Source organism: Trinickia dinghuensis (genome assembly GCF_003367175.1).
Lineage (GTDB): Bacteria > Pseudomonadota > Gammaproteobacteria > Burkholderiales > Burkholderiaceae > Trinickia > Trinickia dinghuensis.
Genome location: NZ_QRGA01000001.1, coordinates 233346 through 257724 on the forward strand (window position 1 = coordinate 233346; position 24379 = coordinate 257724).

Consider the following 24379-nt stretch of genomic DNA (forward strand, 5'->3'; position numbering starts at 1 on the left):
CCTATCGCCCGCCGTCGTGCGTCGATCGATCCTTCGACGTCAGCGGATCGGCGTATGGCAAAGTGCCTACCAACAGGTCCCGAATCTGCTGCTCGTCGTATCCGCCGACATTGACCTTCGGCGCCCACTCTCTTCTCAGCAGGACGATCGTGCTCGTCGCCCCGAGGATCAGGAAGACGAAGATCGCCATCATCGGCAACGTGTAGCTGCCCCCGACATGAAGCAGCCACCCGGACAGGCTGGCCGAAACACCGCCCGCGAGACTGGTTGCCACTTGCTGCAGGCCTGTATTCAACCCGACGGCTTGCTTCGGAATCAACGTGAGCTTGACGAGCGCCAGGTTGTTCGCGGTGGTCAAGCCCAAGAGCGAGAGCGACACGACGTTCCAAAGCAAGGCCATATCCGGCGACTGCGTATAAGCGCCGAGCAAAACCGTCGTGCCGCCGATGAATCCGGCCACGATAAAGGATTTTCGCACCGTCACGGCATCGCGGCCCCGCGCGATCAGTCGATCCGCGGCCCAGCCGGCCAGTGCCGCGACGATGGCAATGCCCGCGAAGCTAAAAAATGTGTACAAGCCCGACTGCTTCAGCGACAGGCCGCGTTGTTCGACCAGATAAGCGGGCATCCAAGTCATGCAGTAGAACGCGAAATAGCTGTAGCAGAAATTCGTGATCAAGCCGCCCCACACCACCGGGCTCGCTAGGAGATTGGAAAGCGGCACCGTGCCGGCGCGCTGCTTGGCGGCCGCGAGTTCGGATGGGGTTGGGAAATCGTTGCGAAGCATCAGGAGCCAAGGCAGCAGCCAAAGCAGCCCGAGCAGGCCCGTCACGATGAACATCGCCTTCCACGAATACGTGACGATCAGCCAAGCCGCGATCGGCGCGCCGAGCGCCGGCCCCATCTTGCCGCCAATGGAATAAATCCCGAGGGCCGTGCCCTTTTGGGTCTCGTCGAAGTGATTCGCCAGGTAGCGATACGTCGCGGGCACCACGACCGCCTCGGCGGCGCCGATCAGCAGGCGCATCAGAATCAGCGCGGAAAGCGTGCCGGCCATGCCCGTAGCGGCAGCGGCGAGACACCAGATGAAGAAGCAGAGCGCGTAGGGCCATTTCACGCCATAGCGATCCACGAGCCAGCCCATGGCGATCTGCAGCACACCGTAGGACCAATACACGGCGGAGCCGAGCCAGCCGCGCTCGACATGGGTCAGCGCAAATTCGTGCACGAAACGATGATCGGCAAATGCCGCCGACATGCTCGATCGGTCCATCCACGCGATCATCAGCCCGAGCGCCAGCAGCACGACGATGCCCCAGCGATTCTCGGTCTCCTCTCCCGTCCGGCGAGTGGCTTGGTTCAATTTGTCTCCGTCCCTACTCATGCTCTGCATCGATTCGATGCGAGCATTTTATTGTGTCGACGACTTGGCGAGCAGAATTGCCCGTGCAGTCGCCGACCACGGCCGCGAGGAACGTATCACGAAGCGAGGACGCCAACGCGCCTCGCGGCCTTACATCGCTTACCCCAGGCTGCCGGTTACGTCGTCGAACAACTCGTCGACGGAGAGCCGCCGCGGAATGATCTTCTGATCGAGCGCCCAGTCGATCGCCAACTGCAAGCCCTTGCGGTTCGCTTCGAACCCGATCGGCGGGAACACGGCCGGCACCCCTTCGGCGAGCGAGCGGCTCTCGACGATCATTCGATACAGTTCGCGAACGACGTCGGGCCGCTGCTTCGATACGTTCTCGTGCACGGCGAACATATGGTTGATCGGGACGACACCCGTGCGGGCGAACCAGTCCTTCGCCGCATTCTGCGCATCGGGCACCAGCGTGCGTACGCGCGCATCCTTCGGCATGTCCTCGCCGAGCAATGCCGCGGCCAATTCGCCGTCGAGCATCATTTGCGGAATCGACGAGCCCTTCGGCAAGCGCTGGCAGTTGGCCGGATCGCTGTATTCGGCGAGGTGGCCGTCGCCGAGCGTCATCCACGTCACCTTGTCGAGATCGACGCCGTACTCGTGGCGCAGAATGCCGCGGATCCACAGCGCGGTTGTCTGCGTATAGGTTCGCACGCCCACCTTCTTACCCTCGATGTCTTTCGGATCGAGATGGCCGAAGTCGATGTTGAAGCCCGCGCAGTGATGCTGGAAGCGTCCGGAGATCGGCGTCGGCAGCAAGACGTAAGGCTTGCCGTAGGCCTTCGCCTGCAAGAACGTGACGATCGCGAGTTCGCCCGCGTCGAACTCGTTTTCCCGCACCATCGCCTTGAAGCCGTTGTGCGCCGGCGTCGGCCCACAGAAATCGAGCGCGACGACGTCCGACTTCACGCGTCCGTCCCGCATCGCCTTCGTCACCGCGTATTCCGCGAGATTGGTGCGCAGCGTCGGCACCCCATCCAAATTCGTTGTCATGAATACCGCTCCTCTTGCAAATTTCTTATGGATACCCTTTTGAATGCCTTTTGATGCCGTGCGTGTCGAACTAAAGGCGGACCTCGATGAGGCAAGGGCCGCTCTCTCGCGTCGAATTCACCATCGCCTTGTGAAAGTCCTCGGCCGTCTGCACTGCCACCGACGGCACGCCCATGCTCTTGGCCATCGCGAGCCAGTCGATGCGCGGACGATCGATGTCGATCATCGACAATGCGCGTTCGCTAGGAGCGCCGGCACCCATGTTGGCGTACTCGGCCTTCAGAATCGCGTAGCTGTTGTTGGCGAAAATGATCGTCGTGACGTTCAAGTTCTCGCGCGCCTGGGTCCAAAGCGACTGGATCGTGTACATCGCGCTGCCGTCGCCGACCATGCAGAACACGCGGCGGTCGGGGCAGGCTAGCGCCGCGCCCGTCGCCACCGGCGTGGCATAGCCGATGGAGCCGCCCATGTTGTTGATGAGGTCGTGCGGCTGCGCGCCCATCGTCAAGCCCATGGACTCGCGGCCCGTCGTCAGCGATTCGTCGACGACAATGCAATGCTCCGGCAGCGCCGCCGCCAAAGCGTGCGCGATGCTCATGGGGTTGAGCGCGCCCGTCGGCGCCGGCGTCTCGATGCGCGGCTGCAGGAGCGGTGCTTGGTTCGCTGCGCCGAGCGCCTGCAACAGCATGTCGAAGGCCAGTTCGCTGTCCTCGTCGTCTTCGACGAGCGGATGCACGAGCGTGCCCTCGGCCTTCAGCAAACTCGGCTTGTCCGGGTAGGCGAAGAACGCGACGGGCTCCTTCGTCTCGACCGTGACGATGTGCTTGAAATCCTTCAGAAAGGCCGTGGCCTGCGCGACCGCGTACGGAATGCGCGAGATCGGCACGCGGCCCGCGCCGCGTTCGATACGCGCCGTGAAGAATTGCGAGCCCAGCCGTGCGCCGGTGGCGGCAGCCACGCGTCCGGCCTTCTCGAGCGCCACGCCGCGCGTCGCTCGGTTGGCCAATACAATCAGCGTCGGCTCACCCGAGCGCAGCACGCGGGCGACGTGTTCGATGCGCTCGGCGCTCGGCGTCTTGCGCTTCGCGGCAGGCGGCGCAGGTGTAAATGAAGGTTCAGGTGCAGCCGAGGTGGCGCCCACCTGCTGCCAGGAGGTATCGCCGGGCAAGATCAAGGTGGCGATCTGCCCCGGATGCTCGCTGGCCTTCGCCACCGCCTGAGCAGCGTCCCACGCGATGGTGTCCGAGGATTCGGCGCGGCGCACCCAGTGGCACAGCGGCCGCGCCAAGCCCTCGATATCGGAGGTCAGCGGCGGGTCGTACTTCAGGTGCGACACCGAATGCTCGCCGACGACGTTGACCATCCCCGACGAAGCACGCTTGGCATTGTGGATGTTCGCGAGGCCGTTGGCCAAGCCGGGCCCGAGATGCAGCAGCGTCGAGGCCGGCTTTTCCTTCATCCGGTACCAGCCGTCGGCGGCGCCGGTCGCCACGCCTTCGAAAAGACACAGCACGCTGCGCATCTTCGGGTTGCCGCCCAGCGCCGCGAGAAAGTGCATCTCCGAGGTGCCCGGGTTGGCGAAGCAGATATCCACGCCCTGATCGACCAGGGTCGCGACGAGACTTTCGGCGCCGTTCATCAGATCGTTCTCCGAATCAGTAACCGGCCATTTCGCGTGCGAGACCGACTACGCCGTAGGTCCGCTGCGGCGCCGACATCAGGAAGCGATAGCCCTCGTCCTGCAGGCGGCGATGGTTCTTGGCCGTGACGTGCGGATTGCCGACGACTACGTTGCGCTTATGGCAGGTCTCGGCGATCCGGCGCATCGCATCGACCACTTCCGGATGATCGTACTGGCGCGGAAGCCCGAGTTCCTGGCTAAGGTCGCCTTCGCCGATCAGAATGAAGCCGACACCGGGCACGTTGGCCAACATGTCGTCGAGATTCTCGATCGCCTGCGTGCTCTCGCACATCAAGCCGACCAAGATTTCTCCCTGCGGAGCGAGCGGCCATACATCGGCCTTCGTGTAGTACTCCGCCATCGAGAGGCCCCAGTACCGCGCCGCGTTGGCCGGGCCGTCGCCGCGCACGCCTTTCGGCTCGTACAGCGGCGCGTTCTTCGGCCGCGCGTAGCGGCACGATGCCACGGCGTTATACGCTTGCTCGACGGTCGCAACGTGCGGCCAGATCACGCCGTAGACGCCGCGGTCGAGCACCTGCTTGGCGAAGCTCTGGTTCATCTCGGCACCGTTGGCCGGAATGCGCGCCAGCGGCGTCACCTTCGGCGCCACCGAGCCGGACTCGGCGATCTGCTTGCGGCTCAGCATGTATTGCAGCGCGTCGCCGAGGGCGCTCACGTCGTACGGGTTGTGCTCCATTTCGAAGACGAGGCCGTCATAGGGCGAGTCGCTCATCTCGATGGCCGTCTGCTTGTCGAGCTTGGCGAAGGCGGCATGCGCGGCCTTGCCCGATTCGAAAGCGCGGATGATGCTGTTCAAGCGCGTGGTGGACATGTGACTCTCTCTTCTCAGTTCAATGCGGGGTAGAGCTTCAGTGCGGTCTTGCCGAAGATCCACACGCGGTCTTCCTCGCTCAGGCATGCGAGCCCCCTCTGGGCCGTTGCCAAGATCTCCGTGAGCGTGCCGGTCGAAGTCGGGAAGTTAGAGCCCCAGGCCAGACGCTGCGCGCCGAAAGCTTCCACAACGCGCGGAAAGAACGTTTCGGCGCTGGCTTTTTCCTTCTTCACGTCGCCGAAAATGCGCGGCGTGAGCTTCATGTAGAGGTTCGGCAAATCGGCCAGCGCGAACAGGCTGGCAGCGTTCGCGTAGGGCGCGCCGTCGAGCACGTCCGGGCGGCCCAGGTGGTCGAGGATGATCTTCACGCTCGGGAATTTCTCCGCCAGCATGCGCACCTGCGGCAGCCCGATCGGGCCCGTCTGGATGCACATGGGCAAGTTCAGCTCGGCGAGCATCTCCCACGCCTTGAACGATTTCGGGTTGTCCAGCTCGCTCGGATCGAAGTCCTTGGTCGAGCCGCCGGTGAAGATGCGCAGGCCGGCCAGGCCCTTGTCGGCCCATCCCTTGATCACGGCCGGCACGTCGTCGGCCAGCATGTTCACGGAGCCGACGGCCGCGAGACGGTCCTTGTACTGGTTGCAGCCGTCGACGACATAGCGGTTGTCGAAGCCGTAAGTCGTCGACGAATGCACGACAGCGGCCTTCGCGACGCCGGCCTCGTCCATGGCCGCGATCAGCGCCTCGACCGTGTTGGGCCGCTCCTGCGACCAGTCGGAGCGCTTGCCGAACAGCGGCGCGGGAGGATAGCGCTTCTCGTCATCCGAGATGATGTGCGGATGGATGTCGATGATGTTCATGATTGGTTTTACGTATTCGCGTTCGGATTCGTGTTTGCCCACGGCACGACTTCGCTCAGAGGCCCTTGGCCTTCAGGTGTTTGTCCAGACGCGGGTAGACGCGCCGTGCGTTCCCCTCGAAGATCGCTTGCCGATCGGCGTCGCTCAGCGCCGAGCACGCATCGATGTAGCGCTTCGTGTCGTCGAAGTACTCGCCGGTGTTCGGATCGCGGCCGCGCACGGCACCGATCATTTCCGAGCCGAACAGCACGTTGCTCGTCGGCACGACCTTGGTCAGCAATTCGACGCCCGGGTGGTGGTAGACGCAGGTGTCGAAGAAGATGTTGTCGAGCAGCCCTTCGAGCGGGCGCTTCGCCATCTCGAGCGACATGCCGCGATAACGTCCCCAGTGATACGGCACCGCGCCGCCCCCGTGCGGGATGACGAGGCGCAGCGTCGGGAAATCCTTGAACAGATCGCCCTGCAGCAGTTGCATGAACACCGACGTGTCGGCATTCAGGTAATGCGCGCCGGTGCCGTGATGGCAGGGGTTGCACGAGGCCGCGACGTGAATCATCGCCGGCACGTCGAGATCGCAGAGCGCTTCGTAGAGCGGGTACCACTCGCGATCGGTCATCGGCTTGCCGGTCCAGTAGCCGCCGCTCGGGTCCGGGTTCAGATTGGCGCCGACGAAGCCCATCTCCTCGACGCAGCGGCGCAGTTCGGCCACCGAATTCTTGGGCGGCGCCAGCGGCGATTGCGGCAGTTGGCAAACCGGCACGAAGTTGTCCGAGTAGAGGTCGCACACCCGGCGCACCAGGTTGTTCGACACTTCGGCCCATTCGAGGCTCGTGCGTTCGTTGCCGAGGTGGTGACTCATCAGGCCGGCGATCGGCGAAAACAGCGTGAGGTCGCCGCCGCGCTCCTTTTGCAGGCGCAACTGGCCGTTGCCGACGCCTTCCCGGATCTCGTCGTCGCTGACGTGAGCCCCCGAAAGCGGCGGCGCGCTGGCCGGGTCGTTGGCTGCCGCGATCTGCTTGGCGCGCCAATCGCGGAAGGAGGCCGGGACGGTCGTGAAGTGACCGTGGCAATCGATGATCATTTTTGGTTCCGTACGAAGTTCAAACGAGGGGATCGACGAACAGCTCGCTCATGGACATGCGCCGCGGCGTCAGCCCTTGCTTGAAGGCGGTGGCTTCGAGCGCCTCGATGGTCTTGCGGTTTTCCTCGATGCCGTAGGGCAGCGGGTCATGGCCGACGATCTTGCGCAGCTCCAGATACTTCTTGTCGCTCTTGGACGCGGCCTCGCCGGAATCGAGCTTGGCCAGCCATTGCTGCTTCGCCTTGTCGAACGCGTCGTAGATCGACTTGGCCACCCACGGATGCTCGGCCAGCACCGAATCCTTGACGACGATCGTGCCGTGCATCGGATAGACGCCGGTGCGGCCGTAATACTCGGCCTCGAGTTCGGCCGCGTTCGGCAGCAGATCGGGGTAATCGGCCTCGACTTCCTTCCAGTCGCCCGTCGGCGCGCCGGTGCGGCCGATGCCCGCATTGGCGCCGAAGCCCGCCGACAACTCGCCGCTCGCCATCATGTCCGCGAGCGACGTGCCTGCCGGCGCGTGGATCACGTTCGGCGGCAGTTGCAGCTGCGTGACGTGCTCCTCGTCGTCGACCACCCACGTGACCTTCGACGAATCGAGGCCGAACTCGTCGATCAGCACCTGACGCGTCCATACGCCCGTCGTGACCGAGTAGGCGCGCACGCCCACCTTCTTGCCTTCGAGGTCCTTGGGGGTCTTGATCCCCGCGTCCGGACGCACGAGCAGCCCGGCGTGGTGAAAGCGCCGCACGACGAAAATCGGCAAGCCGACGAACGGTGCACCGTAGGCGCGGGCGATGATGTAGGTCGTCGGCGCCAGTTCGCAGACGCCGAACTCGACGTCGCGCACCATCCGGCGGAACGCGCCGATCTGCGGCTTGACGGTGACGAATTCGGCATCCACCCCTTCGATGGGGATGGAGCCGTCGCGGATGGCGGAAGTGTTCGGATGCTCGGCGATGGCGATCTTGAGCTGGACTTTCTTGGTCAACTTCATCTCCTTTGGGTGGGTCCGATCGCCCTGCCTTTCATTGCCGCGCCATGCCGGGAAAGGGACACGTAGCGCGGCGGTACAGGCGATCTCGTTGACTACATCTTCTTTCGGCCCCTGTCGTCCGTCTATTGAATTAACCTGCGGGGGTGTTAACCGTTCGGTAAAGGCATGACGTTTTAAGGGTCGATCCCTTGTATGCGCCCGCTCCGAAGGCGTTGCCCGCCGCCTTGGCACGGGCAGATCACCGGCAATGCGTGGATCGCTCAGGGACGATTCGTGGTCAGCTAAGTGGTTCAAATTCCTCGCTTTACCTCCCGGCTCGCGTTAACCCTTTTCTCATCTGCCACGCCGTTTTTTTCAATGGCCAGGCTCCGGCGCGCAGGCAGAATTTCCAGACGAACTGCCGTCGCCGGCCTCGGCGTCGGCATCGGTGAATCCGGACATAGACACAAACCCGCCCTCAGGGCGCTTCGCTTCATAAGGTGGTCAATGAAACTCACGCATCAACTTCCGCTGGCGCTCGGCTGCGCGTTGCTGGTCACGTCGGGTGCGGGGCTCTTCGGCGTGGCCCAGATGAACAATGCCGCGAGCACATTCGAGCAACTCATCAAGGTCGACGATGCCCAAGCGCGCGAGGTCGACGATGCGCTCGTCGCATTCAAGAACCAAGTGCAGAACAGCAAGGACATCGTGCTGCGCGGCAAGGACCCGAAGCAATTCGATAAATACTGGAGTCAGTTTCAGAAATACGAGGAAGCGGCGCAGACCGTGACCGAAAAGCTCGCCGGTGAATTGCCGCCCGGCGAGGCCCGTACGAAAATCGAGCGGTTCAACGTGCTTCACAAGGCGATGGGAAAATCGATCCGCGACGCGATCGAGCAATTCAAAGCGTCGGGCTTCGACATCGCCGTGGGCGACCAGGCCATGAGCGGCCTAGACCGCGATTCCGCGATCACGCTGCGCGAATCGGGTGCCGCGATCGTCAAACGGACGTCCGCCGCCATCGAAGTAGCGAAAGCACGGCAAAAGCGTGCATTGGCCGCATGCCTGGGTGTGATGGCGGCCGTCATGCTTGGAGGCATTGCGCTTGCCTTGGCCTTTTCGCGCGCAATCACGCGCAAACTCGGCGGCGAGCCCGACGACGCGCGCCAGGCGGCTCGACAGATCGCGACGGGCAACCTGACGGTCGATCTGCCGCTGCGGCCCGGCGATGACGACAGCCTGATGGCCGCCATGCAGGACATGGTGACCGCCCTGCGCGGCATCGTCGGCCAAGTCCGCGGCGCAAGCGATGCGATCGCCACGAGTTCGGCGCAAATCGCATCGGGCAATGCGTACCTGAGCGAGCGAACCGAGGAGCAGGCGAGCGCACTCGAGCAAACGGCTGCGTCGATGGAGCAGTTCGGTGCCGCTGTGAAACAGAATGCCGAAAATGCGCTCGCAGCGAACGCGCTGGCGGCCGACGCTTCGTCGATCGCCACGCAAGGCGGCAACGTCGTAGGCACCGTCGTCGAGACGATGAAAGGGATCGACGAGAGTTCGCGCAGGATCGGCGATATCGTCGGCATCATCAACGACCTCGCCGCGCAAACCAATATCCTCGCGCTGAACGCCGCTGTCGAAGCGGCGCGCGCCGGCGAACAAGGCCGCGGCTTCGCCGTCGTCGCGGCCGAAGTGCGCGCCCTCGCGCAGCGCAGCGCGCAAGCCGCCCACGAGATTCGAACGCTGATCGCGTCGAGCGTCGAGCGCGTCGGTCATGGCAGCGCTTATGCGAACGACGCCGGCGCGACGATGACGCAAATCGTCGGCGCCATCCAGCGCGTCAGCATCATCGTCGACGAAATCAGCAGGGCCAGCGCCGAGCAAAGCGTCGGCGTCGAACAAGTGGGCGATGCGGTCAATCAAATGGATCAGGCGACGCAGCAAAACGCGGCGCTCGTCGAGGAGAGCGCCGCCGCGGCCGAAAGCCTTAAACAACAATCCGCGCAACTCATCGAGTGCGTCGCGCGGTTTCGCCTTTGAGGAAGAGAGACGAGAAAGGTCGACAGCCGCGGAAACACGAATGGCTAGGTCAGAACCCAATTCGTCGCGGGCTGAACCGTCGAGGGCGGGTAGACACACCAAGAGCCGTCGTCGTGCCGGAAGAAGACGATCGCAAGCATTCCGGACGAACGCGCGACTTCGATTCTCACCGCTCGCCACGGCATCTTTCTCGAACGATCCGGCCGAGTCACACGAAGATTCTCGCCATTGCCGAACCAATCGGTGACGAGGCCCCGGAGGGATTTGCTTCCACCACTCATACACTTCTCCATGCCGCGCATGGCTGCCGACCCACAAACCATTCGTGCGATTCCGCGCCGCATCGGACCGCCCGCCATGCAAGGCGGCCGAGGTGGCATCGTCATCATCGAGCTACGTTTCTTCGTCGTCTATTGAACTTAAAGGCCGATGCCTTAACCGCTGCGTTAACTCGCCGCCCGGCCATCGACAGCCACCGCCCCGCCGTGCGTTCCCGCCCCCTGCCCGACTCATGTACTTATGCCGGAATATCGTTTAGCCGCCGCGCTCGACCGCGAAATAATGGCTCCATCCCTGTCATGACCACGACATACGAATTCTGCGAAATACGGACCCATCCGTTTATCACGCCCTTCCAATTTTTTTCGATAGCGGCTATAAAAATTGTTTATGGATCGCACTCTTCGTTTTGCTACGCCTTTTCCGTCTCGCGCCATTACGCATGAGCATGCGCATGAGCACGAGCGCGTTTATGCGCGTTTTTTGAATTCCCGTGACGTGCCGGCCTTGCTCGATCTCGAGCACGAGAAATGGAACGAGGTTCAGGCCGCGTCCGAGGCGCAGCTTCGCGCTCGTATCGAAGCGCATCCCGATCTAGCCGTCGGCGCCTTCTGCCCGCAATCGGATCGTCTGCTCGCCTCGCTGTTCATGCGCCCAGTCGCCGACGATTTTCATCGGCGCGCGCAAACCTGGCAGGACTACGCGTCATTGCCCGCGCCGCATCACAGTTCGACGCTGTTCGGGATCAGCTTGACGAGCCGTGATAAGACCGGCGTCTCGGCATTGCTCGAATTTTTCTGGCCGCATGCGCTCAAGCGCGGCTGGCGCCACATCTATCTCGGCTCGCCTGTGCCGGGGCTGCGCCAATGGCTAGCCGAACACCCCGAAGGACGCATCGAGGACTATGTCCGTGCGCGGCGTGCCGGGCTGCCGCTCGATCCGCAATTGCGCTACTACGGATCGCGCGGCTTCTCCAAGATCGTCGCGGTCAAAGCGAACTACTTTCCGCATCACCGCTCGCTCGATTTCGGCGTACTGCTTCGCGGCACCATCCCCCTATCGGGCCTCCGGCCACTGTGGGCCTCCTTGCCCCTGCCCTCGGTACGGCGCGCCACGCGGCTGCTCGCCGGCCTACTTTGAATCCGATCGTCATGGCCGCCACGATCCGCCTAACCGCTAGCCGAAGACACACCGATCTTCCGAGCGTACTGTTTCTCATAGCAGTCCTAATCAATACGATCGTCATTTCCGTTACCTCGAGCACGTGGCTCGCCGCCATGCTGGCCCTTCCTCAAGCCATATTGATGGCCGGATGCCAGGAAGCCAAGCACCTTTGCGTACACGGAACGTTCATCGGCAACCGCTACTTGAACGACGCCATCGGCACCGCCTGCGCGGCACTCTTCGGCGTGAACTTCGTCGCTTACCGCTACTTTCACTTAGCGCATCATCACGCCGCCTGCACGGTAGCCGACCCTGAAGGGCAGCTCTACGCGCGCAGTTGGCGCACGCGCTGGATCTGGCTGCTGGCACCGCTCGAACTGCCTTGGGTGGCGTGGCATATCGGCCGGACAGGCTGGGCCATGGTTCCGCGCAACAAGCGCACGCAGCGCAACGCCACGCTCGTCTCGACCGCGGCATTCGCCGCCCTTGTCGTCGCCGGTTTGCACTACGCGCCGCGGGCGATCGTGTGCGCCTATCTGATCCCGCTCGTCCTCTTTTCCTGGTTCGATTTCGTCCTCACGCAGGCTGAGCATTACGGCGTGGCGATCACGCTTTCATCCAATCGGCGCGAACCGGGCGCGCTCACGCATGACATCGTGCTGCCGCCGGGCCTCGGCTGGATGACGCTGCATCGAACGCTGCATCGCGTTCATCACCGCGCACCAGCCTCGCCATGGTTCGAGGCGCCGCGTCGCTTGGAGAGCGACGCGACGGCCGCGCCGATCCCTTATGGCGTATTCATTCGCCGCTGGTTCGCCGGCGGTCCGAGGCTGTGGTTGACCGCGCACGGTACGCAAGCGGGGACGACGTCTCCCCCCCGGGTTCGATCGAGCGGCCAAGCATGAGCGATGGTGCCCACGAAGACAGTCCTCCCGCCCGGCACCGATATTGGAATCGGACATGCGTGCGCAGCCGCGTCTTCGATGCGCTTTCGCTCCTGCTGCCCGCCGGCGAGGTCTTCTTCATCGATACGCTCGAAAAGTGGCGCGTGCGCTCCGAACTGCCTCCCGACACAATACTTCATGCCGAAATCGATCGATTCATTCGCGAGGAGAACGCTCATCGGCAAGCACACGAGCGCTACAACGAATCGCTCACGGCTGAACTACCGGAGGCAAGGGCCCTAGCGCAGCGTGCAAGCCGAGTGACCGAGGACTTGGCCAAGCTGAGCTTGCCGATGCAACTCGCGTTCGTAGCGGCGTTCGAGCATTTGACGACTGTCCTCGCCGAGGAAATCGGCACGCACGCTGATTTGATCGCCGACGACGCGTCGCGCCCGAGCAGGCTGTGGCACTGGCACGCGCGCGAGGAACTCGGGCATCGCGATGTCGCCATGGATGTCGCTGCGCACGCCGGCCTGCGGCGCCGCTCGCTCACGCTCGCCCTGTTGCTCGCCACGGCGTATCTGGCCACCGATGTTCTGCGCTACACGTTCGCGCTTTGTCGCTGCGATATTCGCCAGGGCGCCGGCCGCACAGCCATGCTGATCGATGCCGTGCGGTTCGCCTTCGGCGCCGTGCCGTCGCTGCTGCGCATGACGCGCGGCTGGTGGCGCTATCGGCGCGCGCCGAACGGATAGCCCATCGCATACGAGGCCGGATATCCGATCGCATAAGGACGATGCCCCGGAAAGCCGCCGACATGAACGACAGCGCACGTCGCCCAGCGAAATTTCGATGCTTCCTATCGGTTAGGACAGCGAATTTGTAACAATATCGAAACTGTCGCAACCGTCACGGCAATTCCTCTGTCGCTACACATCCGCCTCGCCTATCATTTGTCGGAAAATCCCTACAAGCAAAACAAGCCATCCCTACCGCTACTTTGCGCTTGTTCTTATCGAGCCGGGCTCTGTATTCGCGTAGCATAAAACTTAGCGTAAAACTCGCCCCGCCAAAGGCGCAGGCCGCCTGCAGCGGGAATTGCAGCTTATGAATCGGAAAACAGGAGAACTTCGATGATGCACGTCTCGATCCTCGACCCCGATGCGCTGGGGCTGCCGGAGCATGAACTGGCATTGCGGCAATGGATGCTCGACTGGTATGACCGTGCCGTGACGGAAGGCCACATCTACTCGACGTATGAACTCGATATGCCGACGGCCGAGCGGCTCGAAGCGTATTTCAAAGTGGGCCTGACGCCGGGCGACGGCGTGGATGCCCTATTCGGTACCCTGCACTGAAATCGAAGCGGCCGGCAACGCATGCCGGCCGCTTCGAAACCGCCCCGCGCCAGCCGTTCATTGCGCCGCGAGGCCGTGGCGAATGGAGTAACGGAACAGCTCGGCGTTGTTGCTGACGCCGAGTTTCTGCATCAGACGCCGCTTGTGCGTGCTGATCGTCTTCGCGCTCAATGCGAATGCCTCTGCGATATCGTTGACGCTGCGGCCGCTCGCCAGCAAACGCAGCACTTCGAATTCGCGATCCGACAATATTTCATGCGGCGGCAAATCGGAAGAATGCCGCTCGAAAACGACGGCGTCGACGAGCGTCGGATCGATGAATCGGCCGCCCGTCACGAGCTTTCGAATCGCAGCCAGCAACACCTCGGGATCGCTGTCCTTCGTGACGTAGCCGCTCGCGCCCGCGCGCAATGCCCGCGAAACGACTTGCGGCTCGTTATGAATGCTGAGAATCAGAATCGGCATCTCAGGATATTCGCCATACACGCGGCGGATCAGATCGACACCGCTGATCCCCGGCATCGTGATGTCGAGCATCAGCAAATCGACCTGAATGCCGCGCAGCTTGCTCAAGACATCGGCGCCGCTCGCGGCTTCGTCGATGACCGTCATGTCGGCGGCCGTCGCCACAATTTGCTTCAAACCGCTGCGGACTACCGCGTGATCATCCGCGATCAGAATCTTGATCATCTTCTCTTCCGTTTTCCACGGGAATACTAATCGACACCACCGTTCCGGAGCCGATCGCGCTGTCGATTTGCAACGACGCGCCGATCAGCCGCGCGCGCTCGCTCATGCCGAGCAGGCCGTACGAGCCGCGCTTGCAGGCCGCCGGATCGAAGCCGCAGCCATTGTCGCTCACGTTCAAGACGAGCCCGCTCTCGTCGTGCATCATCGTCACGTGCACGCGCGTGGCGCGCGCATGACGCGCGATGTTGGTCGTGGACTCTTGCACGACACGAAACAAGGCCGTGGCGTGAGCATCGGTGAGATCCGGTTCGTCGGCGTTCAACACGAGCCTGCACACGATGCCCGTTCGCTTGCCGAAATCCTCGGTCAGCCACTCCAGCGCCGATACGAGCCCAAAGTTAAGCGCGGCCGGACGCAAGTGATTCGCCACGTTGCGCACCATGAGCATCGTCTGCTCGACGAGATCGCGCATGGCGATCACCTTCTTCAACAGCTCCGGCTGGCCGCCCAAGCTCATCTTGAGCAATGATACGTCCATCTTCAGCGCGGTCAGCAATTGGCCCAGTTCGTCGTGAATCTCGAGGGCAATGCGTTTGCGCTCTTCCTCGCGAATCGCCTCCATATGGGCGCTCAGCAGCCGCAGCTGCTCGCGCGATTCGAGCAGTTCCTGCTCGATGCGCTTACGCTCCGTCACGTCGTGGAACCCGACGTAGATCGCGGGCTCGTCCTGAAACGCAGCCAACCGCGCCGTGATCGTCGCCCAGAACGGCGCTCCGTCTCGCCGGCGTACCGGCACTTCGGTATCGGTAACCCTGCCGCCCAGCGCGATCCGCTCGAGCAGCTTGCGCCGCCCGTCTTGTTCGACGTAGAACTCATCGAGGCTGATATGGGGCAGCTCGGATTCGGCCACGCCGAACAATTCCCGCCATTGCTCGTTTGCGTAGAGCATGCGAGGCTCGGCCAGCGAGCCGATGGAAAGCGGTATCGGACTCACTTCGACGATTTCGCGCAACCGAGCCTCGTTGAGCGCCAGCCGTGCTTGCGCGCGTTCGCGCTCGGCGATCTGTTCGCGCAGCTCGTCGTTCGCCCGCGCCAGTTGTTCCGTGCGGCGCGTCACGCGTAATTCGAGCTCGTCGCGCGCGGCTTCGGCCGCGTGCCGCGCTTGGCGTTCGGCACTCGCGTAGCGCTCGTCGAGATAGGCGCGATAGACGCGCGCCGCCATCGCGTTGATGGCGGACACGACGCGGTCGAGCTCGTCGGGCACGGGCCGCTCCCGGCGGTCGAGGATCAACGGCATCGGCAAATCCCGATGATCGTAGCCCGCGACCGCTCGGGCGATCGCCGCGAGATGCCGCGTCACGATCCGATTGAGCAGCCACGTGATGAACAGCGCCACGAGAAACGTATTGGTGGCTTGATTCACGAGTATCAGCGCCGCGGTATTCGCAAGCGAGCGATACAGATCGCTCAGCGTCGCCTCGACGTGCAGTGTGCCGATCATGCGTTGAGCGCCCTGCACTTCGCGCATGATCGGAAAGTCGCGGGAGATGACCGCCGCGCCGCCGGCGGGATGGCCTGCCGATACAACAAGCGGATCGCCACCGGATTCGCGCACCTGTACCGCGCTGATATCGGACAGCCGCAGCATCCCCTCGAGTTCGAGCGTGACCTGTGCTTGATCGAGCCGCCATAAAGCTTCGGCCAGGGAGCCTCGGTAAATGCGGTCGACCTCGGCGAGCTGGTCCTGCACGCGAGCGACACCATGCCGATACTCGCGATACAGCTGCATGGCCGTGAGGGCAACGGTGACGGCGCAACTGAATACGAAGACGACGACGAAGAGCCGCAGCACCACGCTGCCGCGCAGATTTTCGATCAGGCGCCGCCCGGACATCAGCGAGGTCAGGCTCATGTTCGCATCAGGGAAAGCCCCTTGCTCGTGCTCACGCTTGCGTCGAATCATCGGGGCATCCAGTATTCGCTCGGAATGTCACGATCGGCTTCCGACAGATAGCGGTTGTCGAGATAGATGATGGTGCGGTGAGCGAGCAGCGCCCGCTCGAACACCTGCTTGACGCAGTGCTGCGAATCGAACAGCCGCATGTACGACCCGTCGCGATACGCCGCGCGCAGCCCGGCCTCGATCGTCCGCGCGAGCCGCTCGTCGCGTTTGCTCGTGTAAAAGATCGTGTCGGAGCGGTAGACGAGCAACAAGTGGTTCTCGACAGCGAGATCGGGATTGCCCGCGCGCTGAGCCTGCAATTCCGTCCACGCTTCGACGACACCGCGCGGGAAGTAATCGATCCGGCCTGCCTCGGTCATCCGAAACAGCGAATCGTAGGTCGCCGTTTCAACGTCCAATCCCGCATCGCGAAGAATCCCCGTATCGACCCAGCCGAGCCCCTGCCCGCCCGTCAGCGCCTTCAGCTGCGCGAGGGTCTCGATCTTGTCGAACTCGGGCTGGCGGTCCTTGCGGATCAGCAAGACGCGATAACCGATCAAACCGCGATAGATGGGGATGCGAATGGGCCGAAGGCGCGCCTCGTCCTTCGCCGACATGCTGAACCAGCCGAGGTTGACCGCATTGCCGTTCGCCAGCTCGCGCATCGCGCGCTCACGCTGCATCACGTCGCTCGACTCGCGAATGGTGTAGTCCGCGTGCGCCTCGCGCATCGCGAGATCGAGCACCGCCTTCGCGAAGACCGGGCGCGGATCGTCGGACTTCGCGGCGCGCGGATAAACGATGTCGAAGTGCTCGGCCTGGGCCGGCGCCGCGGCAAATCCGAGCATGCACGCCGCCGCGAGCGCGACGAAGCCTCGTACGTACCTCACGACAGACGGCGAAACGCGAATCATTGCTCGTTGCGAGCAGCATCGGCGGGCTCGACGAAGCGCACGCCGGGCGCCGCACGCAGCGCCGCGATGTCCTTCTCGATGTCGTGGCCTCGGCCGAGCACGCCGAGCGAATAAACGCCGTCCTCGTTCGGGCCGCCGACGATCTGCAGCTTCAACGACACGAGCAGCGCCTGCAGCTTGCCGGCCGTCATCGACGGATCGACGACGAGGCGAATCGCTGCCTGCGGCAATCCCGCATCGGGCGAAGACAGCGTGTGATAGGTGGCACTACTACGGTGCGGGGCGCTCAGCTCGACGAGGCCGCCTGCCTCGAGCAATACCATGGCGGCCAAGCCGCACGCGGCCCAGGCCCAGCGGCGGCTCCCGGCCGTCCCGCTCTCTCGCGCATTTCGCGCCGCCTGCTGCTCGTGCGCATCCACCTGCTCGAGCAATCGCTCGAGGCCGCGCTCGACGGACACCTCGGGCTGCGCGTCGGCACTCATGACCGCCTGCACACGCCGCTGACGGGCGAATTCCTCGCGGCAATACGCGCACTCGCTCAGATGCGTGTCGACGTCGTGCCGCTCCGCCTCCGAAGCGGTGCCGTTGACGACCCATGGCAGCATGTCCCACACGCGCAGATGCGCGCGCTCGCAACCATTGTCGATCGAATCGTTCTTCACTCGTCTTCCCCGGCAAAACCGGCCAATGCCGGCATTACGTTGCGCAACTTTACGCGGGCATGAAACATTCGGGCCTTCACCGTACTGACGGGCGAATTCGTCATCTCTGCGATTTCTTCCAACGAATGCCCCATCACATAGGCCATTTCCATCACTAGGCGCTGCTCGGGCGTCAGCCGCGTCAGGCCCTTGCTAAGCCAGTCGATCAATTCATGATCGGCCGACGGCTCGCTCGCGACCGAGTCATGTTCGAGCTGCAGCGGCTCGAACTGTAGCTGCCCCTGCCGCAGCGCCTTGAGCGTCACGCGATAGGCGATCCCCATGATCCAGGTCGATACGCGCGCCTGCCCCTTGAACTCGTGAGCCTTCTGCCAGACGACGAGGAACGTGTCGTTGACGACCTCCTCGATCAAATCCTCTCGGCGCGTGAAGCGGACGAGAAAACGCACGAGGCGGCGATGGTATTCGCGGTATAGCGCGGCCAGTGCAGCCTTGTCGCGCGCGGCGATGCGCTGCAGCAACGCCGCGTCTTCCGTGTCGTTGCTGCGCGCGGCGGCCGGCCGCGCGCGCCCTGCAGTGGGTTCGATGATCGGCAACATGCGGTATTGAATCAGCCCGGTTCGATATTTCACTGTAGGTACCCGCCCGCGAGAAAAAAGTTGCGACGATCGTGCATCGATTCGATCGCAGGCCTCACTTTGCTGCAGCCCCGAAAGCGGCGGCGTGTCGGGAAACTCGGAATCGCTTGTAAGGAGATCCTTACCTCGCGCCCGCGCGGCGAAGCCGGAATCCTTTGCGGCCACCATTTTGCCGCGTAAGGATTTCGGCGGGTACGGTTTTGTCGGTACAGCGGCGTCCGCATCCTGATCGGATATCGGCGGTACTAACGAGAGGACAGTGCACGTGACGCTCCGTCGACGATGCGCGCTGATTGGAGAACAAAGTGCGATTCGCTCTCATTACCGAGGATCCCCAACTGACAGCCAGCCTCGCGGACTGCTTTGCCGAGGAAGCCATCGAACTCGACGCGTTCAGCGCGGAACTGCCGCTGTTCCGCGCGATGCGCACGACGGCATTCGACGTCGTGCTGATCGACGCGAAGAACAATTCGATGCTCGTCAATTCGCTGCTGTCCTGGCGCAATTGCAACGCCGACTTGTGCACGCCTGTCATCGTGCTGACGCCGTTTTCGCACTGGTCGGCGATGTTGCGGTGGATCAATGCCGGTGCAACGGACGTTGCGAGCCGCTTCGATCTCGAACAAGTGCGTTTGCGCGTGCATGTCGCGCTGCAACGCTGCACGCAGGAGCCGGCCGACGACGTCATATCGCTCGGCGCCTATACGCTGCGGCGCGACGTGGGCATGCTCGAGATCAACGGCGAGGAGATTCCGCTGACGCCGCGCGAGTTCGCGATGGCCTGGCTCTTCTTCTCGAGCCCGGGAAAATTCCTGAGCCGCGCGCAGATCGCCAGCAGCGTCTGGGGTTCGTGCGAAGACATCGCCGGGCGCTCGATCGAGCAGCACGTCTATAAATTACGCAGGAAGCTGCGCCGCTCGGGCAATGCGAGCGCCAACCTGAAGACCGTCTACGCGCTCGGCTATAAGCTCGATCTCTGTGCACAGGAAGCGGCGCAGGACGAAGAGCCCCCTGCTTCCGAAGCGGCCATCGATGCGCCGTCTTCCGCTCCGGTCGATATTTCGATTGCGCCCGGCCGGCTACCGTCGGCGATGAAAATCGCCGAATTCTGATACGTCGACTCCTCTCGGATCGATCGATCCGCTCGATTCGTTTCGCCGATGTCCCGTGTAGTTCGCCGGCCGGCGGGACGCGACCGACAGCAGCCGCGTATCGTCGAAACCGAGCGATGCGCCATGCTGCTGCGTTCCAGCCGGAATGGGCTTAGTTAGGGTGCCTCGTCGCGCGGCGAAACATTCACGCACTGCCCGCTGGCAGTGCAGATCCCCATTCATGATGACGAGGCTACTCATGAGCGTATCGATCGACAATTCAACCAGCACGAGCACGAACGCGCTCGATTTCTCGAACCCGTCGCAGTCGAGCAATAAGGCGACGCAGCTCGAGCAAATCGAGGCTGAAGTGCTGCAGATGATCGAGGACATGCTGGAACAAGCGATTCAACAGCAAAACCAGCAAACCGGCATGGATCCGAACGGCGGCGGCGGTGGCGGCACCCCGGCCGGCGGTGGCGGTGCACCGTCGACGGGCGGACCCTCGGACGCAGGCGGACCCTCGAACGCAGGCGGACCCTCGGACGCAGGCGGTCCCACGGGCGCAGGCGGCCCCTCCGATGCAGGCGGCCCCACGGGTGCCGGCGGTCCGTCGGATGCAACCGACGGCGGTCAGCAACCCTCGCTCGACTCGACGCTGCAAGACATCATCTCGATGCTGCAGCAGCTCGAATCCCAGAACAGCCAAGCAGGCGGCGGGCAGAACAACAACGATCAGCTCATGCAAATGCTCGGCCAAATCCTCGACATGCTGAAGCAGCAAGTCCAAGGGGGCGGCGGTGCGGGTGGCTCGGGTGGCGCGGGCAACGGTGGCGGCGGCACGGGCGGTGCAGGCGGGCCGGATGGCGCGACCGGCCCCGGCGGCGCGGGCGGCGGAAATCAATCGCAATCGATCGATTCGATGCTCTCCGAAATCAAGCAGATGCTGCAGCAGCTGAAATCGCAAGGCAGCCAAACCGGCGGCGGCGACGGCGGCAACAGCGGTGCCGGCCAGGGCGGCCTGACGCAGAACCAGCTGCAAATGCTCGGCGAAATCACGCAAATGCTGCAGAAGATCATGGAGCAGCAGAAAACTTCGGGCACCAAGAGCACCTGATCTCGGACGAAAACGGCCGGTGCGGCGCACCGGCTTTTCGCATTTCACTCGCACTATTCGGAAGGAATTGCCATGAGCATTTTTTCGAAGATCAAGCATGGCTTGGAGGATGTGGGCCATGACATCGCGCACGCCGCGAAGGACGTTGGCCACGGACTCGAAACCGCAGGCAAGGACATCGCCAAAGTGGGCGAAGGCGTCGTCAAGGGCGTAGAGGAAGTCGGCAAGACACTCGTCAGCGACACCGCGCAGGTGGCCCAGCACACGCTCGACGCATTCGACGATGTCGTCCACGGTCAAATCAAAAACGCCTTGAATCAGACGAAGGAGGCCGTGCAAGACCTGGCCAAGACCGCCTACGATGCCGGCTCGGCCACCGAGCAAGCCACCGTCGATTCGCTCGCCCACATGCATTTGAGCAAGAAGATGGACAAGGCGATGGGCAAGGCCGAGCAAGGCATGAAGAAGATCGGTCAAGGCATCAAGACCGGCGTCGGCATGGTCGCGACGCAGCTCGGCAAGGACGCCGGCACGGTCGGCAAGGACCTCGCCAAAACGGGCAACGACCTCGTGCACGGGCGTTGGCAGCAAGCGCTCGACGATACGGTCAAGACCGCTCAAGACGGCTTCAACGCGGCGTACGATACGAGCACCGCGCTCGGCCATGCCACCGTCGATTCGCTCGCGAACATGCATTTGAGCAAGGGCATGGACAAGGCGATGGGCAAGGTCGAGAAAGGCTACGACGCGCTCGGCAACAACGTGAAGTCGAGCGTCGATCAGGTCGGCGCCGAAGTCGTCGACGGCACCGAAGGCGCGATCAAGGACACGGTCCAAGCGGGCAAGGATGCCGTGCACGGCCATTGGGGCGCGATGGCCAGCGATCTCGGCAACGTCGGCATGGATACGCTCGAGGTCGCCTCGGACCTCTCACCCGAAGGCGCGATGGCGGCCGTCGGCACGCAGATGCTCGAAAACGCGCATATCGGTAGCCAGCAGCTCGACGAAACCATCGGCGGTGCCATTCACGGCAACGTCGCGCAAACGGTCAAGGGCGTCGTCAAGGGCGTCTCGGAGATGGAAGTCGGCAACGAGGTGCAGGACAAGCTCGGCTCGCTCGCCGCGAAGGTCACGCCCGAGGGCGGATCGGGATCGGCCTCCTCGTACGCAGGGGTTGCGGCAGCCGGCGCGCTGGGCATCGCCGGCAGCGGTGGCTTCTCGGTCGGATCGAAGCGTTCGCACGCGTCGCTGGAAGGCGAGGCCGGACGGACGGGCGGACCGTCGCGGATGAAGATCAGCGAACGCTTCAGCACGATGACGGGCCGCTCGGGCGGCAAGGGCCGCACGGTCCAGCACGAGCAAGCGGCCGCGGGCAAGACCGAAGACGAGAAGGAAAAGGAGAGCAAGAAGGCCGACAACGCGCAGAACGCCGCCAACAATACGGCTAGCCAAGGCGGCGGCGACAATGGGCAGCTCGATCAGGACATGCTCGACCTGTTCATGCTGCAAGCGGGAATGAACCGCCCGGACGGCTCGAAGAAGCGTCGCGCCTTGCTGACGGGCGACGCCTGAACGATCGACGTTCGCTCAGTGGAACGAAGGAGGACCGGCACTCGTCACGGCCGGTCCTCCTTCATTGAAGCCAAGCGCCCTACAGCCAGACGCTAAACCGCGTTCCCGTCGGCAGGACGTCGACCGCCAATCGCCATTGGTGCGCCGACGCGATCTCCCGGCAAATCGACAGGCCGAGACCCGCCCCGTCGTACTTCGAATCCGGCGCGCGCCAGAACCGGTCGAACAGAAACGGCAGATGATCCTGGCGGATGCCGGGGCCCTCGTCCTCGATCCGAATCGACGCCTCGTCGATCGTCAGCAGCACCACGCCGCTCTCAGGCGACACGTTGATCGCGTTTTCGACGAAATTCTTGAGAAGAATGAAAAGCGCGCTTTTGTCCGCCCGAATTCGAGGCTGCGTCTCGCCCGCTTCGATATGGAGCTTCACTTGCTTGGCGTCGGCCTTCCCATCCAAAAACGCCACGACTTCCTGCGCCACATCGAGGCTATTCACGTCGTCGAAGCTGAAGTTCTGTGCTTCGCTGACCTCGGCCAAATGCAGCAACTGCCGGACCTGTCGAGCCATCAAATCGATGTCGCGAAGCAAATGCGCCCGTTGCTTGATTTCGGGTTGCAGTTCGATCTGGCCGCGCAGCAAGGTCAGCGGCGTTTGCAGTTCGTGCGCGGCCGCGGCAAGAAACTGCTGCTGGACGGCAAAGCCCTTTTCGAGCCGGGTCAGCGCGCCGTTGAACGCGTCGATCAGCGGCTTGATCTCGCTAGGAATGCCCTTCGAGGAGAGCCTTGTTTTCAGGTTGTACGGATCGATTTTCGCGGCGGCATCCGAGGCCTCCTTCAGCGGCCTCAGCACGTGGCGAATCGTGAGCGGCAACGTCAGCCCGAAAATGATCGTGGCAATCAACAGCGCCCACCCGGCCGTAGCCGGGATCGGTTCGATCTTCGCGGTGACGAGCGCCTCCACGAACTGCTTGCTCTCCGCGACCTGCACATAGGCGATGCGCGTCCCGCTCGACACGCGTTGCGTGGCGACGGTGAATACCTTGCCGCCGATCGTCGCCGGCGCGATCGTACCCGCCGCTTCCGCGAGATCCTGCGTCAGCCACGGCCAATCGCCTTTCCCTTTCGGATCGGCGGATGTCGAGGCCAGCAGTTCCCGCCCCGTCGCGTCCAGCACGCGGTATTTCACGTCATTCGGCGCGAGCCGGAATATCAGCGCCTGACGCTCGCGAAGCTGCACCGAAAGAAGTTGCCCCGTGCCGTCGAAGCGCAATCCGTCCACGATGTGGCGGACGCTTTCCATTTGCTGGCGTCGGCCGAGCGCATCGGGAAAATGATCGATGAGGTAGATTGCAGCGCTCGACAGCAATATCAGGCTGACCGCGTACGCCGCGACGTTGATCGCCCATAACCGCGTCGACAGCCTTCGAATCCAATGACTAAACATGATGATGGCCGTGTTCCGCACGATGGTAATAACGCGCTTGCCGAGATGAACTGCGATCAAGCGGGCCGCAGGGCAAAGCCGGTCCCGCGAATGTTGGTGAGCCGCGTCGTCGCGCCGATCGTCGTCAGCTTTTTGCGCAGCCGATGCACGGTGACTTCGAGCGCGTTCGGCGTCACGGCCTCGCCGAGGCCCCAGCCCGCATGCTCGAGCGCCGAATGCCGGACGGTCCGGCCCGCCGCCTCGATCAAGCACAGCACGATCTGCAGTTCGGCCTGCGCAAGGAGAATCGATCGGTCGCCGCAGGTCATCATATGCTGCTGCGGGTCGACGGCGATATCGGCGAACGACGCGATCAGGGTGGTCAGCGTCGCGGGCCGACGCATCAGCGTCCGCACGCGCGCAACGAGTTCGCTCATCTCGAACGGCTTGGTCACGTAGTCGTCGGCGCCGCTCTCCAACCCGTCGATCCGGTCATGCAGCGCATCGCGCGCCGTCAGCATCAAGCACGGCATCGTCCGCCCCGCGGCCCGCAAGGTTCGCAGAAACGTCAGGCCGTCGCCGTCCGGCAGGCCGCGATCGATGATCAGCACGGCATAGTCGGCCCGGCCGATGCCATAGGCAGCCTCGCCGACGTTGCCGAACAAATCGGCCTCGATGCCGGCCGCCGTCAGGGCCTGGCGCAGCAGGTCGGCGAGGCGTTCGTGATCTTCGATAATGGCCACTCGATGCATGACCTTC

At 63.4% G+C, this 24379-nt stretch carries 22 protein-coding genes; 8 read left to right on the forward strand and 14 right to left on the reverse strand.

Going from position 1 to position 24379, the window contains the following annotated elements; genetic code table 11:
- Position 1 precedes the first annotated feature (1 nt).
- The 7 genes from DWV00_RS01020 to DWV00_RS01050 all read right to left on the reverse strand — a co-directional run bounded on the left by DWV00_RS01020 (position 2) and on the right by DWV00_RS01050 (position 7861).
- Positions 2-1363, reverse strand: a complete 1362-nt coding sequence (locus tag DWV00_RS01020) for an MFS transporter (RefSeq protein ID WP_245964662.1) — start codon at positions 1361-1363, stop codon at positions 2-4.
- A 159-nt stretch (positions 1364-1522) separates the two neighbouring features.
- A complete protein-coding gene (locus tag DWV00_RS01025; protein WP_115531681.1) occupies positions 1523-2416 on the reverse strand; it encodes a substrate-binding domain-containing protein in 894 nt (297 codons plus the stop codon).
- Between the two features lie 70 nt (positions 2417-2486).
- A complete protein-coding gene (locus DWV00_RS01030) occupies positions 2487-4055 on the reverse strand; it encodes an acetolactate synthase large subunit (RefSeq protein WP_115531682.1) in 1569 nt (522 codons plus the stop codon).
- Between the two features lie 16 nt (positions 4056-4071).
- Positions 4072-4929, reverse strand: a complete 858-nt coding sequence (locus DWV00_RS01035; RefSeq protein WP_115531683.1) for an HpcH/HpaI aldolase family protein — start codon at positions 4927-4929, stop codon at positions 4072-4074.
- 14 nt (positions 4930-4943) lie between these two features.
- A complete protein-coding gene (locus tag DWV00_RS01040; protein ID WP_115532198.1) occupies positions 4944-5792 on the reverse strand; it encodes an amidohydrolase family protein in 849 nt (282 codons plus the stop codon).
- A gap of 52 nt (positions 5793-5844) precedes the next feature.
- Complete coding sequence (locus DWV00_RS01045) at positions 5845-6870, reverse strand: amidohydrolase family protein (protein WP_115531684.1); 1026 nt, start codon at positions 6868-6870, stop codon at positions 5845-5847.
- Positions 6871-6889: 19 nt separating this feature from the next.
- Complete coding sequence (locus DWV00_RS01050; protein WP_115532199.1) at positions 6890-7861, reverse strand: ABC transporter substrate-binding protein; 972 nt, start codon at positions 7859-7861, stop codon at positions 6890-6892.
- 492 nt (positions 7862-8353) lie between these two features.
- Here DWV00_RS01050 and DWV00_RS34855 point away from each other — a divergent pair, with 492 nt between their 5' ends.
- The 5 genes from DWV00_RS34855 (at position 8354) to DWV00_RS01080 (ending at position 13571) form a co-directional block, all read left to right on the forward strand.
- Entirely contained in the window at positions 8354-9886 is a 1533-nt protein-coding gene (locus DWV00_RS34855) for a methyl-accepting chemotaxis protein (RefSeq protein WP_115531685.1), read from the forward strand.
- A gap of 762 nt (positions 9887-10648) precedes the next feature.
- Positions 10649-11305 carry a hypothetical protein gene (locus tag DWV00_RS01065; protein ID WP_245964663.1) on the forward strand — a complete coding sequence of 219 codons (657 nt, stop codon included), beginning with the start codon at positions 10649-10651 and terminating at the stop codon, positions 11303-11305.
- Between the two features lie 11 nt (positions 11306-11316).
- Positions 11317-12234 (forward strand): fatty acid desaturase family protein, encoded by a 918-nt coding sequence (locus DWV00_RS01070; RefSeq protein ID WP_115531687.1) that lies wholly within the window; start codon positions 11317-11319, stop codon positions 12232-12234.
- A complete protein-coding gene (locus tag DWV00_RS01075) occupies positions 12231-12968 on the forward strand; it encodes a metal-dependent hydrolase (RefSeq protein WP_115531688.1) in 738 nt (245 codons plus the stop codon). Before DWV00_RS01070 ends, DWV00_RS01075 begins: the two co-directional genes overlap by 4 nt.
- Before the next feature lie 378 nt (positions 12969-13346).
- Positions 13347-13571, forward strand: coding sequence for a hypothetical protein (locus DWV00_RS01080; protein ID WP_245964664.1), 225 nt, complete (start codon positions 13347-13349; stop codon positions 13569-13571).
- Between the two features lie 57 nt (positions 13572-13628).
- On the opposite strand, the gene DWV00_RS01085 is transcribed toward DWV00_RS01080, so the two are convergent.
- The 5 genes from DWV00_RS01085 to DWV00_RS01105 are packed head-to-tail and all read right to left on the reverse strand — an operon-like array spanning position 13629 to position 18411.
- Complete coding sequence (locus DWV00_RS01085) at positions 13629-14261, reverse strand: response regulator (protein WP_115531690.1); 633 nt, start codon at positions 14259-14261, stop codon at positions 13629-13631.
- Positions 14236-16224 (reverse strand): histidine kinase, encoded by a 1989-nt coding sequence (locus DWV00_RS01090; RefSeq protein ID WP_245964665.1) that lies wholly within the window; start codon positions 16222-16224, stop codon positions 14236-14238. The genes DWV00_RS01085 and DWV00_RS01090 overlap by 26 nt, the downstream gene beginning before the upstream one ends.
- Positions 16221-17117: an ABC transporter substrate-binding protein gene (locus tag DWV00_RS01095; RefSeq protein ID WP_115531691.1), complete on the reverse strand. Its 897-nt coding sequence runs from the start codon at positions 17115-17117 to the stop codon at positions 16221-16223. Before DWV00_RS01095 ends, DWV00_RS01090 begins: the two co-directional genes overlap by 4 nt.
- Positions 17114-17779, reverse strand: coding sequence for a zf-HC2 domain-containing protein (locus tag DWV00_RS01100; RefSeq protein ID WP_115531692.1), 666 nt, complete (start codon positions 17777-17779; stop codon positions 17114-17116). Before DWV00_RS01100 ends, DWV00_RS01095 begins: the two co-directional genes overlap by 4 nt.
- Positions 17776-18411: an RNA polymerase sigma factor gene (locus tag DWV00_RS01105; protein ID WP_245964666.1), complete on the reverse strand. Its 636-nt coding sequence runs from the start codon at positions 18409-18411 to the stop codon at positions 17776-17778. The genes DWV00_RS01100 and DWV00_RS01105 overlap by 4 nt, the downstream gene beginning before the upstream one ends.
- Before the next feature lie 311 nt (positions 18412-18722).
- Here DWV00_RS01105 and DWV00_RS01110 point away from each other — a divergent pair, with 311 nt between their 5' ends.
- The 3 genes from DWV00_RS01110 (at position 18723) to DWV00_RS01135 (ending at position 22197) form a co-directional block, all read left to right on the forward strand.
- Complete coding sequence (locus DWV00_RS01110; RefSeq protein ID WP_147297808.1) at positions 18723-19529, forward strand: response regulator transcription factor; 807 nt, start codon at positions 18723-18725, stop codon at positions 19527-19529.
- Between the two features lie 238 nt (positions 19530-19767).
- A complete protein-coding gene (locus DWV00_RS33860) occupies positions 19768-20625 on the forward strand; it encodes a hypothetical protein (protein WP_181885308.1) in 858 nt (285 codons plus the stop codon).
- A gap of 72 nt (positions 20626-20697) precedes the next feature.
- Positions 20698-22197, forward strand: a complete 1500-nt coding sequence (locus DWV00_RS01135) for a hypothetical protein (RefSeq protein ID WP_115531698.1) — start codon at positions 20698-20700, stop codon at positions 22195-22197.
- 79 nt (positions 22198-22276) lie between these two features.
- On the opposite strand, the gene DWV00_RS01140 is transcribed toward DWV00_RS01135, so the two are convergent.
- Positions 22277-23641, reverse strand: a complete 1365-nt coding sequence (locus tag DWV00_RS01140) for a sensor histidine kinase (protein WP_115532202.1) — start codon at positions 23639-23641, stop codon at positions 22277-22279.
- Positions 23642-23697: 56 nt separating this feature from the next.
- Positions 23698-24372 (reverse strand): response regulator transcription factor, encoded by a 675-nt coding sequence (locus tag DWV00_RS01145; RefSeq protein ID WP_115532203.1) that lies wholly within the window; start codon positions 24370-24372, stop codon positions 23698-23700.
- Positions 24373-24379: the final 7 nt, after the last annotated feature.

What these genes read in the sequence shown, in the direction of transcription:
- DWV00_RS33860 (WP_181885308.1), top strand. Translation starts at nt 19,768, where the DNA reads ATGAGCGTATCGATCGACAATTCAACCAGCACGAGCACGAACGCGCTC.
- DWV00_RS01140 (WP_115532202.1), bottom strand. Translation starts at nt 23,641, where the DNA reads ATGTTTAGTCATTGGATTCGAAGGCTGTCGACGCGGTTATGGGCGATC.
- DWV00_RS01090 (WP_245964665.1), bottom strand. Translation starts at nt 16,224, where the DNA reads ATGATTCGACGCAAGCGTGAGCACGAGCAAGGGGCTTTCCCTGATGCG.
- DWV00_RS01030 (WP_115531682.1), bottom strand. Translation starts at nt 4,055, where the DNA reads ATGAACGGCGCCGAAAGTCTCGTCGCGACCCTGGTCGATCAGGGCGTG.
- DWV00_RS01035 (WP_115531683.1), bottom strand. Translation starts at nt 4,929, where the DNA reads ATGTCCACCACGCGCTTGAACAGCATCATCCGCGCTTTCGAATCGGGC.
- DWV00_RS01135 (WP_115531698.1), top strand. Translation starts at nt 20,698, where the DNA reads ATGAGCATTTTTTCGAAGATCAAGCATGGCTTGGAGGATGTGGGCCAT.
- DWV00_RS01085 (WP_115531690.1), bottom strand. Translation starts at nt 14,261, where the DNA reads ATGATCAAGATTCTGATCGCGGATGATCACGCGGTAGTCCGCAGCGGT.
- DWV00_RS01045 (WP_115531684.1), bottom strand. Translation starts at nt 6,870, where the DNA reads ATGATCATCGATTGCCACGGTCACTTCACGACCGTCCCGGCCTCCTTC.
- DWV00_RS34855 (WP_115531685.1), top strand. Translation starts at nt 8,354, where the DNA reads ATGAAACTCACGCATCAACTTCCGCTGGCGCTCGGCTGCGCGTTGCTG.
- DWV00_RS01025 (WP_115531681.1), bottom strand. Translation starts at nt 2,416, where the DNA reads ATGACAACGAATTTGGATGGGGTGCCGACGCTGCGCACCAATCTCGCG.
- DWV00_RS01080 (WP_245964664.1), top strand. Translation starts at nt 13,347, where the DNA reads ATGATGCACGTCTCGATCCTCGACCCCGATGCGCTGGGGCTGCCGGAG.
- DWV00_RS01075 (WP_115531688.1), top strand. Translation starts at nt 12,231, where the DNA reads ATGAGCGATGGTGCCCACGAAGACAGTCCTCCCGCCCGGCACCGATAT.
- DWV00_RS01070 (WP_115531687.1), top strand. Translation starts at nt 11,317, where the DNA reads ATGGCCGCCACGATCCGCCTAACCGCTAGCCGAAGACACACCGATCTT.
- DWV00_RS01145 (WP_115532203.1), bottom strand. Translation starts at nt 24,372, where the DNA reads ATGCATCGAGTGGCCATTATCGAAGATCACGAACGCCTCGCCGACCTG.
- DWV00_RS01095 (WP_115531691.1), bottom strand. Translation starts at nt 17,117, where the DNA reads ATGATTCGCGTTTCGCCGTCTGTCGTGAGGTACGTACGAGGCTTCGTC.